Source organism: Paraburkholderia sp. Tr-20389 (assembly GCF_017104565.1).
In the GTDB taxonomy this organism is placed as follows: Bacteria; Pseudomonadota; Gammaproteobacteria; order Burkholderiales; family Burkholderiaceae; genus Paraburkholderia.
Window position 1 is genome coordinate 1 of sequence record NZ_JAAGPD010000040.1, and the last position, 15234, is coordinate 15234.

General features: G+C 66.9%; 13 protein-coding genes. 4 read left to right on the forward strand and 9 right to left on the reverse strand.

Annotated elements, in window-relative coordinates:
• Nucleotides 1-208 precede the first annotated feature (208 nt).
• The 9 genes from G3N95_RS29690 to G3N95_RS29730 form a co-directional block, all read right to left on the reverse strand.
• Complete coding sequence (locus G3N95_RS29690; RefSeq protein WP_205973667.1) at nucleotides 209-919, reverse strand: FkbM family methyltransferase; 711 nt, start codon at nucleotides 917-919, stop codon at nucleotides 209-211.
• A 56-nt stretch (nucleotides 920-975) separates the two neighbouring features.
• Nucleotides 976-2133 carry a glycosyltransferase family 4 protein gene (locus G3N95_RS29695; protein ID WP_205973668.1) on the reverse strand — a complete coding sequence of 386 codons (1158 nt, stop codon included), beginning with the start codon at nucleotides 2131-2133 and terminating at the stop codon, nucleotides 976-978.
• Nucleotides 2134-2182: 49 nt separating this feature from the next.
• The gene (locus tag G3N95_RS29700) at nucleotides 2183-3136 is read right to left on the reverse strand and encodes a glycosyltransferase (RefSeq protein ID WP_205973669.1); all 954 of its coding nucleotides are present in this window, start codon (nucleotides 3134-3136) and stop codon (nucleotides 2183-2185) included.
• Nucleotides 3133-4260 (reverse strand): glycosyltransferase family 4 protein, encoded by a 1128-nt coding sequence (locus tag G3N95_RS29705; RefSeq protein WP_205973670.1) that lies wholly within the window; start codon nucleotides 4258-4260, stop codon nucleotides 3133-3135. The genes G3N95_RS29700 and G3N95_RS29705 overlap by 4 nt, the downstream gene beginning before the upstream one ends.
• Nucleotides 4257-6686: a hypothetical protein gene (locus tag G3N95_RS29710; protein WP_205973671.1), complete on the reverse strand. Its 2430-nt coding sequence runs from the start codon at nucleotides 6684-6686 to the stop codon at nucleotides 4257-4259. Before G3N95_RS29710 ends, G3N95_RS29705 begins: the two co-directional genes overlap by 4 nt.
• A 15-nt stretch (nucleotides 6687-6701) precedes the next feature.
• Complete coding sequence (locus G3N95_RS29715; RefSeq protein ID WP_205973672.1) at nucleotides 6702-7856, reverse strand: glycosyltransferase family 4 protein; 1155 nt, start codon at nucleotides 7854-7856, stop codon at nucleotides 6702-6704.
• 8 nt (nucleotides 7857-7864) lie between these two features.
• Nucleotides 7865-9043, reverse strand: a complete 1179-nt coding sequence (locus G3N95_RS29720; RefSeq protein WP_205973803.1) for a glycosyltransferase family 4 protein — start codon at nucleotides 9041-9043, stop codon at nucleotides 7865-7867.
• 11 nt (nucleotides 9044-9054) lie between these two features.
• Entirely contained in the window at nucleotides 9055-10641 is a 1587-nt protein-coding gene (locus G3N95_RS29725; protein WP_205973673.1) for a hypothetical protein, read from the reverse strand.
• Between the two features lie 124 nt (nucleotides 10642-10765).
• Entirely contained in the window at nucleotides 10766-11299 is a 534-nt protein-coding gene (locus tag G3N95_RS29730; RefSeq protein ID WP_205973674.1) for a GNAT family N-acetyltransferase, read from the reverse strand.
• Nucleotides 11300-11559: 260 nt separating this feature from the next.
• Here G3N95_RS29730 and G3N95_RS29735 point away from each other — a divergent pair, with 260 nt between their 5' ends.
• From G3N95_RS29735 to G3N95_RS29750, 4 genes are all read left to right on the forward strand, one after another.
• Nucleotides 11560-11811 (forward strand): acyl carrier protein, encoded by a 252-nt coding sequence (locus G3N95_RS29735; RefSeq protein WP_205973675.1) that lies wholly within the window; start codon nucleotides 11560-11562, stop codon nucleotides 11809-11811.
• Entirely contained in the window at nucleotides 11808-13067 is a 1260-nt protein-coding gene (locus G3N95_RS29740; protein WP_205973676.1) for an acyl-CoA dehydrogenase family protein, read from the forward strand. The genes G3N95_RS29735 and G3N95_RS29740 overlap by 4 nt, the downstream gene beginning before the upstream one ends.
• Nucleotide 13068: 1 nt before the next feature.
• The gene (locus G3N95_RS29745) at nucleotides 13069-14109 is read left to right on the forward strand and encodes an amino acid--[acyl-carrier-protein] ligase (protein ID WP_205973677.1); all 1041 of its coding nucleotides are present in this window, start codon (nucleotides 13069-13071) and stop codon (nucleotides 14107-14109) included.
• A 71-nt stretch (nucleotides 14110-14180) separates the two neighbouring features.
• Entirely contained in the window at nucleotides 14181-15134 is a 954-nt protein-coding gene (locus tag G3N95_RS29750) for a DUF1839 family protein (protein WP_241019036.1), read from the forward strand.
• The last annotated feature ends 100 nt before the right edge of the window (nucleotides 15135-15234 follow it).

Sequence of the window (15234 nt, forward strand, 5' to 3'; positions counted from 1 at the left end):
TTTGCCTTCGGCTTCCTCCAGATTCGCGGTCGCCCGCGACACCCTTGCCGTTCAGCTAACCCTTCCCCTTGCCGGGTGGGTAGAGGACTTTCACCTCCAGGTAAGTGCGCCCTGCCGGGCGCACCCATAAAAAAGGCGGGCTCGCCGCCCGCCTCTTTGTTCGCCCTCTCCGCGTCATTGCAAGTCATTGCAAGCGCATTGACACACCTCACGCCGGCAACATCGCCGCCTTGCGCTTGCCGCGCTTCAACCGCCCGACGATCCGCACGGCGCCCAGCAGATACTTCGTCACATAGCGCGTCGTCGCATACTCGACGAAGCCGACGGGACAGCGTGCCTGGTTCACGAACAGATGATCCTCGTGACCGTGCGATTCCTTCGAAAAATTGATCGAGCGGAAGCCGAGCGCTTCGAGCCGCTGTTCGAGCCGCACCACTTCCTTGCGCTCGACGAGCCCGCAGAAGTCGTGGAATTCGATCGCGATCTGGCCGATGCCGCGCAGGAACGCATCCGGCAGCGAGTCGAGCAACGGCACTTCGGCGCCTTCGATGTCGATCTTCAGCAGATCGATCGCGCCGATGCCCTGCCGCTCGGCGAACACATCGAGCCGCGAGGTCGGCACCTGGATCTCGCGATCGTCGTCGCCCGTGCGCACGAACGACGACGCTTCGGAATTCGCCGCGACGTAGAAGCTCATCGTGCCGTCGCGATCGGCGATGGCGAGATTGAACGGCTTCACGCGCGCCATGTTGCCGAGCCGCGCGAAGCAGTCGGGATTCGGCTCGACCGCGTAGCACACGCAGCCGTACTTCTCCGACATCAGCCGCGAGAACGTGCCGACGTTCGCGCCCAGATCGACCACCGTGCTGTCACGCCTGATAAAGCGCGGAAAAAAGGTATGTCCGCTTACACGATCCATCGCGTTCTCCAGAAACCCATTCATTCGCCGGGCAGCACTGCACCCATCGACACGCGTCACGCGGCAACAGGCGTGAAGCCGCGGTGCAGGCGCGACACATACAACCGTTCGAAGTGGTCCGCGATCCGCGCCCACGAATATTCGAGCGCCGTCTCGCGCGCCCGGCGACGCAGTGCCGTCCAGCGCACGGGATCGTCGAGCAGTGCCTGCAATGCGGCATCGAGCGCGGCCGCATCGCCCGGCGGCACGATCACGCCGTTGTCGCCGTCGCGTACGAACGCACGCAAGCCGCCGATGTCCGTCACCACGGGCACGAGTCCGCACGCCATCGCTTCGAGCGGCGAGAGCGGAAAGCCTTCGTAAATCGACGGAAACGCGAGAATGTGGCAGCCCGCGAGCATCTCGGGCAACCGCTCGTTCTGATAGGTCGGCACGGCCTTGATGCGCGCGTGCAGGCGCTCCGGAAAACGCGCGAGCGTGCGTTCGGCCGGCTCGCCCGTGCCGAACAGCGACAGCGTCACGTGCGGATGCCGCGCGAACAGCATCGGAATGGTTTGCGTCAGCGTCTCGATGCCCTTCCAGTAGTTCGCACGGCCGATGAACGCGAGGTGCAACGGCGTGTCCGTTTCAGCGGCGTCATCCTTCAGCGCTTCCTGAGCGATCGACGTGAACGTCTCGTCGATGCCGTTGCCGATCTGCACGACCTGCTGCTCGCGAAATCCCAGCCGCGTGACGGCGAATTCGCATTCGGTATCGTTCAGCAACATCGCGACGTCGGCCCATTTGAACGACTTCGTGCATTCCCACAGCCGCAGCCCGCCGTGATAGATGTGGTACTTCCACGTCTTCTCGACGTTGCCCGTGCGCCAGCCTTCGAGAAACACCTCGTGCACCACCGGCTCCATCCCGTGGCTGCGCGTCACGGACAACTGCCGGCGCCGCCAGCCGAACGCGCGCCGCAACAGGTTGACCAGCCAGCCGTCGCCCGCCGACATGTCGAGCACATCGTATTGCGGATGCGCGATCACATGGAACAGCACGAACCACGGAAACAGCATCGTGCGCGCCCGCCCGCCGATGCCCTTCACGTTGTCGTGCGAATAGATGACCACTTCGTGGCCGCGCTCGCGCAGCGCCTGCGCGAGCTTCAGCGTGACCCCCGGTGCGCCCGCGTTGCGGCTCAGGGTGTGATGGATGGTGAACAGGATGTTCATCGCGTGGCCGGCTCTCGAAATAGCGTGAAGAAAAAGTCCGTGATCGCGGTTATCGCGGCAGCGTCGCCGCGCGCCGCACGTTCGACATCCGCACGATCGGCACGAGTGACGACAGCGCACGGCGCTTCGCGAGATACAGCGTCAGATGCGCGAAGTAGGTGGTGATGAACGCCACGTACTTCACGAGGCTCGGATCGATGACCCGATAACGCTTCACGCCGACATACAGACGCGCCGCTTCGCAATGCTGCCGGTACACCGAGATGCCGCGCGCGCCGCGCGATGCGTTGTCGATCACGCCCGTGCCCGGCATCGTGTCGACGGCACGCAGCGCGGGCACCAGTTCGATCGAATAGCCCTTCTTCAGCGCGCGCAGCGACAGTTCCGCATCTTCGACGCCGAAGAAAATGTTCTCGTCCCAGCTGTCCGTGCTGAACAGCGCCAGCGGAAAAACGGCCGCGTGGATGTTCACGCATTGCGGCTCGTCGGCTGCCATGAAATAGCCGGCGAACGACAGCCGCACGGGATGGCATTCGGGCTGCGCCGCGCCGCTCGACGACCCACCCGTCAGCATCACGCGTTGCCGCCGTTCGAGCGGTAGCGCATCGAGCCTCGCGCGGGCCACCGAGAAAAAGTCGTGGGCGATCTGCACGTCGTCGTCGACGAACGATACGTAGCGGCACTGCGGCGCATGCGCGAGGCAATAGCGCACCGCGTTGTTGCGATTCGCGCAGACGCCGCGCCGCGGACCTTCGAGCCACACCACGCCCGGATGCTGCGCGACCACGGCCGCATTCGCCGCGCGCACGGTGGGATCGGGCGAGTCGTCGCTGACCACGATACAGGCGGCGCGCGGCGTGCCGGACGCGAGATTGTCGAGACACGCGGCGAGCGTCGCCGTGCGGTTCATCGTCGTGATGCAGACGGCGAACGCGGGCGTCGCGGATGGGTCGACACGCGCATCCAGGCGTGCGGATTCGACGGGTTTCGGCACGGCATTCATCGCATCACTCCATCGGGCGACGGCACGCGCGCGTCCGTCGAGCGCGCGCGGCCGCGCGGCTGGACCTCGTCGAGCGTGCGTTCGTAGATCGACAGGTAGGCATCGCAGACGTGCTGCACGCCGAACGTGTCGAGATTGCGGCGGGCCCGCGCGCGCCAGGCCGCGCGCCCTGCCTCGTCGGTGAGCAGCCGCTCGAGTGCGGCGGCGAGCGCGGCGGGACTGGCGGGCGGCACCAGCAGGCCCGCTTCGCCGTCGTCGAGCATTTCCGGGTTGCCGTCCACTTGCGTCGCGACGATCGCGCAGCCCGCTTCACGCGCTTCGCACAGCACGAGGCCGCCCGGCTCGCGATGCGACGCGAGCACGAACACGTCGGCTTCGGCCAGATGCGCGCGCGGATTCGCGACGAAGCCCGTGAAGTGCGCATGCTCCGCTATGCCGAGTTCGTGCGCGAGCGCTTCCATCGCCGCGCGGTCCGGACCGTCGCCGACGAGATACAGCGCCGCGCCCGGCAGCCGCTCGCGCACCTGCGCGAACGCGCGCAGCAGGTCCTGGATGCCCTTGCGTTCGTACATGCCCGCCACCGTGACGATGCTCGGCCGTGACAGCGCGGGCGACACCGGCATTGCCTCGGGCGCGAGACGCGGCGTGCCGATCGTGCCGTTGCGCACCACGCAGAGCCGTTCGCCGCGCACGCCGCGCTTCGCCATCGACGCGGCCACGGCCTTGCTGACGGCCACCACGCGATCGCCGACGCGCATCAGCGACGCGCTCTTCTGGAATTCGTTGTGCACGGTCGTGATGAGCGCGTAGCGCCGCCTGATCGTGGCGAAGCGGCCGAGCAGCGCGCCCGTCATCATGTGCGCGTGCACGATGTCGGGATCGCAGCGCGCGATGAGACGGTTGAAGCCGAGCATCATCGACGGCGCGCGCCACGGCTTGCGCGACTGCGCCAGCGTCACATGCTTCACGCCATGCTGCGCGAGCAGCGGCTCGAAGGCGCCGCCCGACGACGCCACCGTCACGTCATGACCGGCTGCCGCCTGCGTGCATGCGAGGTCCACCATCATGTTGACGATGCCGTTGCCGGTCTTGCGCACGTGGTTGGCGAGATGGACGATTTTCATGGGGTGTCGTGGTGATCAGCGCGTACTCGTTCCGATGGCAGCGCGGCCGCCTCGACGGCGCGCGCCGGCGGCGTGAAGCGGTACATCATCGCCTTGCCGTGCCAGTCCTCTTCGACCAACACGAGGTATTCGCCCGTCGCGAGCCGGTGCGCCGTGACGGGCATCGTCACGTCGATCAGGCCGCTCGCCTCGCCCGTTTCCGGACCGGGCGCGAGACGCCCGGCGTCCTTGCCCGTGTCGCGGTCGTAGACGCGCACGACGCCCGTGCGGGTCTCGACCCCGAAGATGTAATCGCCCGCGACGGCAAAGCCGCTGAGCGACTGCGGATCGGCGGGACCCTGATCGGGCAGGTCGATCGTGTAGCGCAGCACGGGATGGCCGCTGTTCCAGTGGTCGTAGCGCGCGAGCATCGAGCCCGCACCGCGCCAGTTGAAGTCGAGGTATGGCCGCTGCGGCGTCGAGCCGCTGACGTACATCGTGTCGCTGTCGGGGAAATAGCTGATGCGCGCGATCCGGTTGAACTGCGCGGGCGGCGCGTAGCGCTGCATGGCCGCGTAGCGGTACACCGGGTTGCCCGTCGCGTCGAAACCCTGCAGCGGGAAACGGCGCAAGCCCTGCTGCGCGGCGGCCTGCCAGATGTCGCCGCGGCTGTCGACCCACCAGCCGACGACGGGCGGCCCGTCCGTCTGCGTCGTGCTCTGGCTGAAGTCGGACGGCGCGAAGCGGCCCTTGCCCGCCGTGTCGCGCCAGATCCATTCGCCGCGCGCCGGCTGGTTGCGCGGCCATGCGCCGTCGATGTGCGAATTGGCGAACAGCCCCGACGGAATCGCCGTCTCGCGGTCCGCCTCGAAGCGATAGATACGCAGGTACGTCGCGTTCATGTCGATCGTGTACAACAGCCGGTGGCCGTCGATATCGCGCACGAGGGGCGTGCCGCGCTGCCCTTGTTTCAGGTTCAGATAGGGGTCGTACGGATAGCGGAAGCGGTCGGCCGTATAACCCGCATAGCTCCACTCCTCGCCCGTGGGACGCGACAGATCCAGCGCGAAGCGCTTCGTGCCGCTATACACGGAGGGCGGCTGGCCGTCGACGAACTGCGCGCCATCGACGAACAGCAGTCCTTGCAGGCTGAAACGGCGCTTGCCATCGGGCGTATAGCTCTCGATCACGGCGCCATCGGTATTGCCCGGACCGCCGTCGAATCCGCGCGGCCCCGCGCCGTTCATCGACACGTAGACGTTCCCCGCGCGATCGACGCCCACGCCCGTCAGCCCGTTGAAGCGCAGCGGGCCGGGCGCACCGGCCCGGCCGGCATAGATGCCGTGTGCTTCGCCAAGCGTTGCCGACAGCTGCATGGGCACGTCCTCGTGACTGAAAGGGCTCGACTTCGGCGCGCTGCCGGTGCCTTGCTCCGTGTAGGCGGGCGCGCGCTGCGAAGCCGTGAAAATCAGGATTTGCTGGCGCGGACCGTTATCGGCGATCAGCAGACGACCGCGCGCATCGAGCGTGAGGTCTGCCGGCACCGTGTCCGCGGGTAGCTCGAGCGTACCGAGCACCGGGCCATTGCGCGCATGGTGGACGACGCGCGCCACGGCGTCTGTGCGGCTGCGCTCCATGATCCACAACGAGCCGTCGGGCGCGAGCGCGAGGCGGCCCGGCCCGCGCACGGAGAAGCTGCCGGCAGGCTGCATCGAATGCGTATCGAAGATGTCGATGCGGTTGTCGCGCACGTTCGACACGAACAGCCGGTTCGCATCGGCCGCAAGTCCGCGGATCGCGTCGTCGTCGTTGTCCGAGCCCGTCGTCACGGTGCGGAACGTCACGGGGCTGCCCGGCCAGTCCGCCTGGCCGTCGAACGGCACGCCCTTGCGGATGTCGGCGCGGCTGCGGCGCGACACGCCGTACCACACCACGCCCTTCTTCGGCAGATGCTTCTGCGCGGCCATCTCGTCGCCGAGGCTCACGACGATCTGCGCGGCGAACACATAGTCGTCGTTGACGGCGATGGCATCGCCGCCCAGCATCCCCCAGCCGTGCGAGCCGCCGCCGTAGCGGATCAGCTGGCCGTCGCGAAAGTGGCCGATCTCGCCGCCGCCTTCGTCCCACGGCGCGTTGGTGAACACATCGCCTTCGGGCGTCACCGCGAGCGCCTGCACGTCGCCCTGCACCCAGCGCTCGTTCGCATAGCCCCAGGTGTTGCCGACCCACGAATTGCGATACGACAGCGAGGGATGCGCGACGGCGGGCAGCGTGTCCGACGCCGGCGCAGGTACCGCGGCTGTCTCATGCGAAGACGCTTCGGACGTCACGGCCGCGTGGATCGGCGGGCTGCCGGAACCGAGCGCGAGCAGCAGCGCGATCACGGGCAGCGACAGCACGCCGCCGCAGACGAGCCATTCGAAAGTCCGGCGGCCCGCGGGTGTCATGGCCGGTCTGCGCGCTCAGAACACATCGATCGCCTCGCGATAGACGCGCGCAACCTGCGCCGCCACCACGGGATGATCGAAGTTCATGCGTGCATACGTGCGGCACGCATCGGCGTCGGGCAGCACGCGCTCGCCGCGCAGCGCGTCGGCGATGCCGCTGCCGATCGCATGAAAGCCGCCCGAGGGGAGCACCAGATCGGGCGACAGCGGCGCCACGGCTTCCGGCAAGCCACCCACGGGCGTCACCAGCACGGGCGTGCCCGCCGCAAGCGATTCGATCGTCGTGAGGCCGAAGCCTTCGAGTGCGACGGTCGGCACCACGGTCACATCGGCGGAGCCAAACCAGAGCGGCAGTTCGTCGTCGGGCACGAAGCCCGCGAGCTGCACATGGTTGTCGAGTCCGCGTGCGGAGATACGCGCGCGCAACTGCTGTTCGAGCGGCCCCTTGCCCGCGATCGTCATCAGCACATCGGGCACGGCAGCCTTCACGACGAACATCGCGTCGATCAGATCTTCGAGCCCCATGCGCGATACGAGACGCCGCACGCAAAACAGGGTCGGCCGGTCCTGCGGCAGTCCAAGCCGCTCGCGCGCTTCGCGCTTCGAGAGGCCCGTATCGAAACGCGCTACGTCGACGCAGCCCGGCACCACGCGGATGCGGTCTTCGCGCACGCCGTAGTCCTGATGCAGGATCTGGCCGAACGCGTGCGACAGCACGATATGACGCGTGCCGCCGCGATACACGAAGCGTTCGAGCGAATGGCGCAGCGCGCGCGAAATGCGCCCGCGCCCTTCCGAACCCGACTCGGCGGCCCACGGCCCGTGAAAGTGCACGACGCGCGGCACGCTGTGGAACACGCCTGCGGTCGGCGCGGTATAGAGCGCGAAATGCGTCGCGACGACATCGGGCATGCGCGCACGCCGCAGCCGGTTCGAATGCATGCGCGCACCGAGCAGCCGCGTGCCGAGCCGCGACTGCGCGGTCGCGAACGCCTGCACCGCGCCGTCCGACGCCTCGATCACGTTCGCACTGCCCGCGACCAGTCCGCGCACGTTGACGCCCTGCGCCGGCAGCGACTTGACGAGCGCCATGAACATGCGGTCCAGGCCGCCCGGCCGCTCGCCGAACCAGTGCATGCCGATTTGCAACGAATCGATCGAATCGCTCATGCCCGCACTCATGATTCGACCGACATCGGCGCATGCGCGGCCGGGTTCGCGGCGATGGCGCGGCGCACACGGACCTGCTCGTACAGCGACAGGTAGCGTTGCGCCATCGTCTGCCAGCCCAGCGTCGCCGCGAGTTCGCGCGCCGCCTGCCCCATCTTGCGCGCGCGCTCGCCGTCGCTCGCCAGTCGTCCGATCGCGTCCGCGAGACCGTGCGCGTCGTCGGGATGATCGAGCACGATGCCGCACTCGGGTGGAATCACCTCGGCGCCGCCCGCCGTCTGCACCGTCACGACAGGCAGCGCGGCCGCGAGCGCTTCGAGCAGCACGAGGCTCATCGCTTCGTAGCGCGAAGGAAACACGAACGCATCGACGGAACGCATCAGCGCGGGCATGTCCTTCACCAGATCCGTGAAATGCACGCGCTCCGCGAGCCCGAGCGACGCGGCCAGCGCGGGATACGGACTGTTGCGCAGGATCCCCGCCACCACCAGATGCACATGCGGCGGCGTCAGCGCGAGCGCACGCAGCGCCGTGTCGAGATTCTTGCGCGCGACCCGCAGATCGCCCGCGAACAGCAGCAGAAACGGCGCCTGCGGCAAACCGAAACGCTCGCGCTGCGCTACGCCCGGCGCGAACTCGTCGATATCGACGCCGTTGTGAATGACCTGCAGACGTGCCGCATCGATGCCGAGCGCGCGCACTTCGCCGCGCACTTTCTCCGACACGGGCACGACCACGTCGGTGTGCTGGAACGCCCACTTCTCCAGATGCGCATTCAGACGCGTATAGCTCACCTGATACGCGTGGTACAGGTTGCGAAAGAAGCGGAACGGATAGAAACCGCAGCGATACCAGCCGTCGTGCACGAAATGCACGGTGTTGACGTCGGCGCGCGCCCACGCGATGAAGCCGTTCACATGCACGATGTCGAACTCGTCGCGGTGCGCGCGGATCCACATGCCGCTCTTCCATGCGAACTGCTGGTATTGCAGCAGACGCGTGGGCAGTCGGCCCGCTTCGATGCGAACGAAGCGCACGCCCGGATGCTCCAGCAGTTCCTGCGCCGCGCGCGAAGCCAGCAGCGTGACCGTATGGCCCGCCGCCAACGCGGCGCGCACGATTTCGTAGTTGACGCGCCCCTGGCCGTCGTTCTTCGCGACGACATGCGTGACGATCAGGATCCGCATGCGTTTGCCGTTCATGCCGGTCCCCTCGTGGCGTTGGCGGACGCCATCGCTGCGTCCTTCGCGCGCGCGATGGCCATGCCCGCCGGCTCGGGCTCGCGTGCCTTCGCCGCCGCGCGCTCCGCCGCAAGACGCGGCGCTTCGCGGGCGTAGCGCAGCCCGATCACGGGCATCAGCACGCCGATGAAGAAGAACATCCCGGACGTCGCCGTGAGCGTGTTGACGAACACCATCATCGCGAAGATCGCGATCGCCACGCCGACGCCGCAGATCGCGAAGCGGTCGTGCGGCCGCAATCGGCTCGCAAGAAACGCCCGCCACATCAGGATCGCGATACCGCTCGCGTACAGCAGCGTGCCCGGCCAGCCCATCACGAACGGCACCTCCATCAATCCGCTGTCGAACACGACGCTCAGCTGCGTGGTGTCGTCGTCGGAGAGCTTGGTGCCGAGACCCGTCGTGCCGAGGCCCTGCCCCGCGATATCGGTGAGCGCCACGGACAGGAACTCCTTGTAGAACTGCGCGCGCACCTGATAGCTGTTGTCGTTGCCGATGTCCTGCACGGTGTTGAAGCGCTTGAGCACGTTCTCCGACACCTGATCGATCATCATCACGGGCGCGCACAGCGCGGCGATCGCGACCACCGCGCCGACCAGCCGCAGACGGCTCTTGCCGTCGAGCATCGCGAGGGGATACACGAGACCGAGCGCGAGACCGCCCCAGCCGCTGCGCACCGACGTGAACATCAGCGCCGGAATCGCGAACACGCACATCAGGATACGCAGACGTCCGCCCGCCGCCAGCGACATCAGCAGCACGTACATGATGGTCACGGCGAACGGTCCCGACGAATTCATCGTACTCATCACGCGCAGCCCGAACGGCACGGGGTGACCTTCCGATTCCATCTGCGACTGCAGCAGCCAGAACACATCCCATGGTTGCGGCTGCACGTACTGGATCACGCCATAGACGCCCATCACGAGACCGCCGTACACGCAGGTCTTCAACAGGACGCGGTGATAGGCGGGATAGTCCTGCCACGTGACCACGAGGCGGAAGCCGATCAGCACGGGAAAGAGCCAGTTGACGAGCGTGTACAGCGCGGCGGCCGGCCCGACCTGCGCCATGCCGACGACGAACGAATAGAACAGCGCGAGGATGATCATCACGAGCGGCGCGGAGCGGCGCTGGCCGAGCGCGCTGACGTGCGTGATCAGCGAGAAGCCGGACAGCGCGACCGCGAGCATCGGCGCGATCATCACCGTGCTCTTCGGATTGAACGAGCCGCTCATGAAGTCCGCGAGGCGGCGCACTTCGGGCGAAAGAAAGAACAGCCAGCATACGAAGCCGATGTAATGCGCGGGTGAACGCCGGTAGAAATAGAACGCGACATAGAGCGCGCCGATCGGATAGAACACTTCGACGAGCCGCCCCTGATGCGCGATGATCAGCAGCAGCGTGATGCCGAACAGTGCGAGCGGCATGCGCAGCGGCCGGCGCAAGCCCGGCGGCGTGCCGGCTGCGTCGGCGCGAGCGTCGTCCGGCCGCGCGGCAGGCGCGTCCCGTGACGGCAATAGCGACGATGGTGTACTCAACATGCACTTGCCCCCGGCAAGAACAGCCACGCTAAATAACTGGCTGCCCGTTGCCGCGCACGGTGAGTGGCGGACAACGGGCCGTCAGCGGTCGATCGCGGCGCTGAGGTCGCGCCGCGATGCGCCGTCAAAGTAATTCGTATGTATTCACCGCTGCGAGTCCGTCGCGCTCGCGGCGAGCGCCGCCCGCGAGCGCCTGGGCGCCGCGCTGGTGACGCGTGAGACCGATGAACGGCACGCCGTATTCGAGGTACGGCCCTTCCGTCTTGCGAAATCCGAACTGCTCGTAAAAGCTCTTCAGTCCGACGGGCGCCGTCACACGCACGACGCGCCCCGGCCAGCGCTCCGCGACCGCCTTCAGCACCCGCTCGATCAGCATCTCCGCCGTGCCGTCGCCGCGCCGTGCGGGGCTCGTCAGCACCTTGTCGATCACTACTTCGGGATCTTCGAGATCGCCGGGCTGCACGCGTGCGTAGGCCATCACCGGCATCGGCCGCGACATGTCCTCGACGGCGAAGACATGCAGCGCCCGTTCATCGTGTCCGTCCGCATCGAGATAGACGCGCGACTGTTCGACGACGAACACAGCGCTCCGCGCCCGCAGGATCAGATAGATCTCTCGCGCGGTCAGCTGCTCGAATTCCAGTGTTTTCCAGTTCATCACCACTCCCCGCACAGTTCGTGAGCCGCGACTGCTTCATTGACATGGCGACACGTTACGTCCGCGACCGGTCTGTTTCCGTGCGGAATCGCACTGACGCTCTAGCATCGCAATCCGTTAAATGCGAACAACCGGAACGCGATGCGCGCTCCGGACCCGACCGGCTCCGCCTGCGGCTGAAGTGCCCAGAGCGGCGGCCGTGCATGGGGATCCAATGACGTGACCGCTTATGTGACAGCTCAACGAGGGGGCCGCTTTCCATGAAAACAGCACTGCGACGCATTCTTTCCGAATCGGCACGGCTCGATGTGCCGCCCGACACGCTTGCCGACGACGCAGACCTTTACGCGGCGGGACTGTCGTCGCTCGCGACCGTGCACCTGATGCTCGCGATCGAAGACGAGTTCGGCATCGAGATTCCGGACCGGATGCTCACGCGCCGCCTGTTCTCGAGCATCGATTCGCTCGCGGCCGCCGTCACCGAACTGCAGCAGGCAAAGGCGGCAGCATGAACGCGCCGCTCATGCAGGCGGCCGGCGCGGCGCCCGGCGCCGTGGAAACGGCGCCCCTGACCGCGATCGAACCCGAACCCGGCTGGCGCGCCGCCGCGCTGCGGGTCGCGCAGATCGCCGCACAACATGCGGACAGCGTCGACCAGCAAGCGCGTTTTCCCGTCGAAGCATTCGACGCGATCCGGCGCGAACGCCTGCTCTCGACGATGGTGCCCGCGCGCTTCGGCGGCGCGGGCCTGTCGCTCGCGGATGTCGCCGCTATCTGCGAGATCCTGGCGCAAGGCTGCGCGTCGACGGCGATGATCTACGCGATGCACCAGATCCAGGTCGCGTGTATCGAAGAGCACGGCAGCGAGGTCGCGTGGCATCGCGATCTGCTGGGCCAGCTCGTCGAAAACCAATGGCTGCTGGCGTCGGCTACATCTGAAGAAACGATCGGCGGCAACATGCGCACGAGCGCCTGCGCCGTCGAAATCGACGGTGACCTGTTCCGTATCGAGAAGCTCGCGCCGACCATTTCGTATGGCGCGCATGCCGACGGCATTCTCGTGACGGCGCGCCGCACGGCGGAATCGGCCGCTTCGGACCAGGTGATGATCGTCGCGCTGCGCGACCAGACGCAGCTGGAAAAGCGCGGCGGCTGGGACTCGATGGGCATGCGCGGAACCTGCAGCGAGGGCTTCCGTCTCGTCGCGACGGGTCTCGCCGTGCAGATTCTGCCGACGCCGTTCGCGCAGATCGCCGACCAGACCATGCTGCCCGTCTCGCATACGCTGTGGGCCGCCGTGTGGACGGGCATTGCCGCCGACGCGGTGAATCGCGCGAAGGCCTTCTTCCGCGCCCAGGCGCGCGGCAAGCCGGGCTTCGTGCCGCCCTCGGGCGTGCGTCTCGCCGAAGCCGTCGGCCTGCTGCAGATGATGCAGGCACGTCTTGCAATTGCGCTCGACGCCGCGCGCGCCGCGCATCAGGCGAAACTCGGCACCTGCCAGGCGGATGCGCCGCTCTCCGCCATGCTCAGCTTCGCGTCCGACATGAATACGCTGAAGACCAGCATTTCGATGACGGCGCTGCAGGTCGTGCAGGAAGTGCTGCTGATCTGCGGCATGGCGGGCTACAAGAACGGCACCGAGTACAGCGTCGGCCGGCATTTGCGCGACCTGCATTCCGCGCCGCTGATGATCAACAACGACCGGATCGCGATGAACACGGCGAGCCTGCTGCTCGCGCAGCGTCCCGCCGCACCGGGGAGAGCCTGACATGAACACGATGACCGAAACGGCTGCCCTCGCCGCAGCCGATGCCGCCGATGCCGGCACCGTGGGCGCGGACCCGACGCTGCGCGACCGCCTGCTGGAAAAAGGCATTCTGATCGACACGGGCGAAAACGGCCTGTATGGCCGCAGCCAGGTATTCGAGGATGTCGTCGATCGTCTGAATGCGGCGATCACGTACCTCGGCGCCGACCAGGATCCCGAAGTGCTGCGCTTTCCGCCCGCGATGCGCCGCACCGACTTCGAAGACAGCGAATATCTGAAGAACTTCCCGGACCTTGCAGGCACGATTCACTCGTTCTGCGGCAACGAGGCCGGGCAGCATCGCCTGTTGCGCTGTCTCGACGACGCGATGCAACGCAGCGACGACGACCGCGACACCGAATGGATGTCGCAGCAGGCGCCGACGCGCGTCGTGCTCACGCCGGCCGCGTGCTATCCGATCTATCCCGTGATGGCGCGGCGCGGACCGCTGCCCGCGAACGGCCGCACGATCGACGTGCTGTCGTATTGCTTCAGGCATGAGCCGTCGCTCGATCCCGCGCGCATGCAGATGTTCCGCCAGCGCGAATACGTGCGCCTCGGCGACCCCGAACAGGTGATGGCGTTCCGGCAGATGTGGATCGAACGCGGCTCGCTGCTGGTATCACTGCTGCAACTGCCCGTCGACGTCGATCTCGCGAACGATCCGTTCTTCGGACGCGGCGGCAAGATCGTCGCGGACAGCCAGCGCGCGCAGGCGTTGAAATTCGAGCTGCTGATTCCCGTCGCGAATCCCGACAGCAAGACGGCCTGCCTGTCGTTCAACTATCACATGGATCATTTCGGCGGCATCTGGAAGATCGAATGTGCAGACGGTTCCGTCGCGCATACGGGCTGCGTCGGTTTCGGCATGGAGCGCATCACGCTCGCCCTGTTCCGTCATCACGGTCTCGACGTGAACACATGGCCCGACGACGTCCGCGCGCTGCTGTGGGGCGACACGAAGGCACGCATCGCGCACGGTCTTGCAGGAGCCGGCGCATGAATCCACCCGTCACGTCCGTGCTGTCGACCGTCGAGGCGAGCGGCGAGGCGAACGCGTCCGAACCGCCGCCCATGCGCCAGCACGCTCCGCATGCGCTGCATCAGGGCGACCGCGTGTGGCAGGAAACCAACTGCTACATCGACCTGTGGATCGAGCTGCTGCACGGCTTCGGCCTCGATCCGCGCGCCGCGTTCGCGTTCACGGTGACCCAGGACTTCGAAGGCGACCAGTTCACCTTCTTCAAGTTTCCGCTCGAAGACATCGAACGCCTGTACGGCACGCAGGTGCAGGAACTGGCCATCTACGATTCGCTCGAAGACCGCGTGTTCGCGCAGACGCAGCGCGGCCATACGGTGCTCGTCGAAGTGGACGGCTTTTATCTGCCGAATACGCGCGCCACGTCGTATCGCCGCGAGCATCCGAAGACGACGGTCGGCATCGATCACATCGACCCGGCGGCGAGGCAGCTCGGCTACTTCCACAACACGGGCTATCACACGCTGGGCGGCGAAGACTACGACGGCGTGTTCCGCAAGCTGCCGCAGTTCGCCGGACAGCCCGAGTATCTGTTTCCGTATGTCGAATTCGCGAAACAGGTGCGGCCCGCGCTGGAAGGCACCGCGCTCGCGGAGGCATCGGCGGATCTGTTGCGCGCGCATCTGATGCGCCGGCCGTTGCGCAATCCCATCGGCGAATGGCGCAAGGCGTTTCCCGCGCATCTGGACACGCTGCTCGAACGCGGCGAGCCGTTCTTCCATCCGTACTCGTTCAACCTGATGCGGCAGCTCGGCGCGAATTTCGAGTTCCTGTCGAAGTATCTGGTCTGGCTGTCGGCGCAGGGTTTCGAGTTGCCCGGGACGCTTGCCGCTTCCGCGCAGAAGATCGCCTCGGAAGCGATGGTCATGCAGTTCCGGCTCGTGCGGGCCATGGCGCGACAGCGCCGCGATACCTGCGACGACTGCTTCGACGTGCTCGAAGACGCCTATGAGCAGACCATCCCGCCCCTCGCTTCGCTGATCCTCTAACGGCCAGAAAACGGCCTGCGCGGCGACGTGCCCATCGACGGGCACGTCCGCCGCTTCAACGGAACACGCCGTGCGCACCCTGCCCAACGATCTCCCAGGA

Bases quoted from the DNA above. Each gene is read 5' to 3' on its own strand.
- G3N95_RS29725 (WP_205973673.1), bottom strand. From the start codon at position 10,641: ATGTTGAGTACACCATCGTCGCTATTGCCGTCACGGGACGCGCCTGCC.
- G3N95_RS29715 (WP_205973672.1), bottom strand. From the start codon at position 7,856: ATGAGCGATTCGATCGATTCGTTGCAAATCGGCATGCACTGGTTCGGC.
- G3N95_RS29695 (WP_205973668.1), bottom strand. From the start codon at position 2,133: ATGAACATCCTGTTCACCATCCATCACACCCTGAGCCGCAACGCGGGC.
- G3N95_RS29735 (WP_205973675.1), top strand. From the start codon at position 11,560: ATGAAAACAGCACTGCGACGCATTCTTTCCGAATCGGCACGGCTCGAT.
- G3N95_RS29740 (WP_205973676.1), top strand. From the start codon at position 11,808: ATGAACGCGCCGCTCATGCAGGCGGCCGGCGCGGCGCCCGGCGCCGTG.
- G3N95_RS29745 (WP_205973677.1), top strand. From the start codon at position 13,069: ATGAACACGATGACCGAAACGGCTGCCCTCGCCGCAGCCGATGCCGCC.
- G3N95_RS29730 (WP_205973674.1), bottom strand. From the start codon at position 11,299: ATGAACTGGAAAACACTGGAATTCGAGCAGCTGACCGCGCGAGAGATC.
- G3N95_RS29720 (WP_205973803.1), bottom strand. From the start codon at position 9,043: ATGCGGATCCTGATCGTCACGCATGTCGTCGCGAAGAACGACGGCCAG.
- G3N95_RS29750 (WP_241019036.1), top strand. From the start codon at position 14,181: ATGCGCCAGCACGCTCCGCATGCGCTGCATCAGGGCGACCGCGTGTGG.
- G3N95_RS29700 (WP_205973669.1), bottom strand. From the start codon at position 3,136: ATGAATGCCGTGCCGAAACCCGTCGAATCCGCACGCCTGGATGCGCGT.
- G3N95_RS29705 (WP_205973670.1), bottom strand. From the start codon at position 4,260: ATGAAAATCGTCCATCTCGCCAACCACGTGCGCAAGACCGGCAACGGC.
- G3N95_RS29690 (WP_205973667.1), bottom strand. From the start codon at position 919: ATGGATCGTGTAAGCGGACATACCTTTTTTCCGCGCTTTATCAGGCGT.
- G3N95_RS29710 (WP_205973671.1), bottom strand. From the start codon at position 6,686: ATGACACCCGCGGGCCGCCGGACTTTCGAATGGCTCGTCTGCGGCGGC.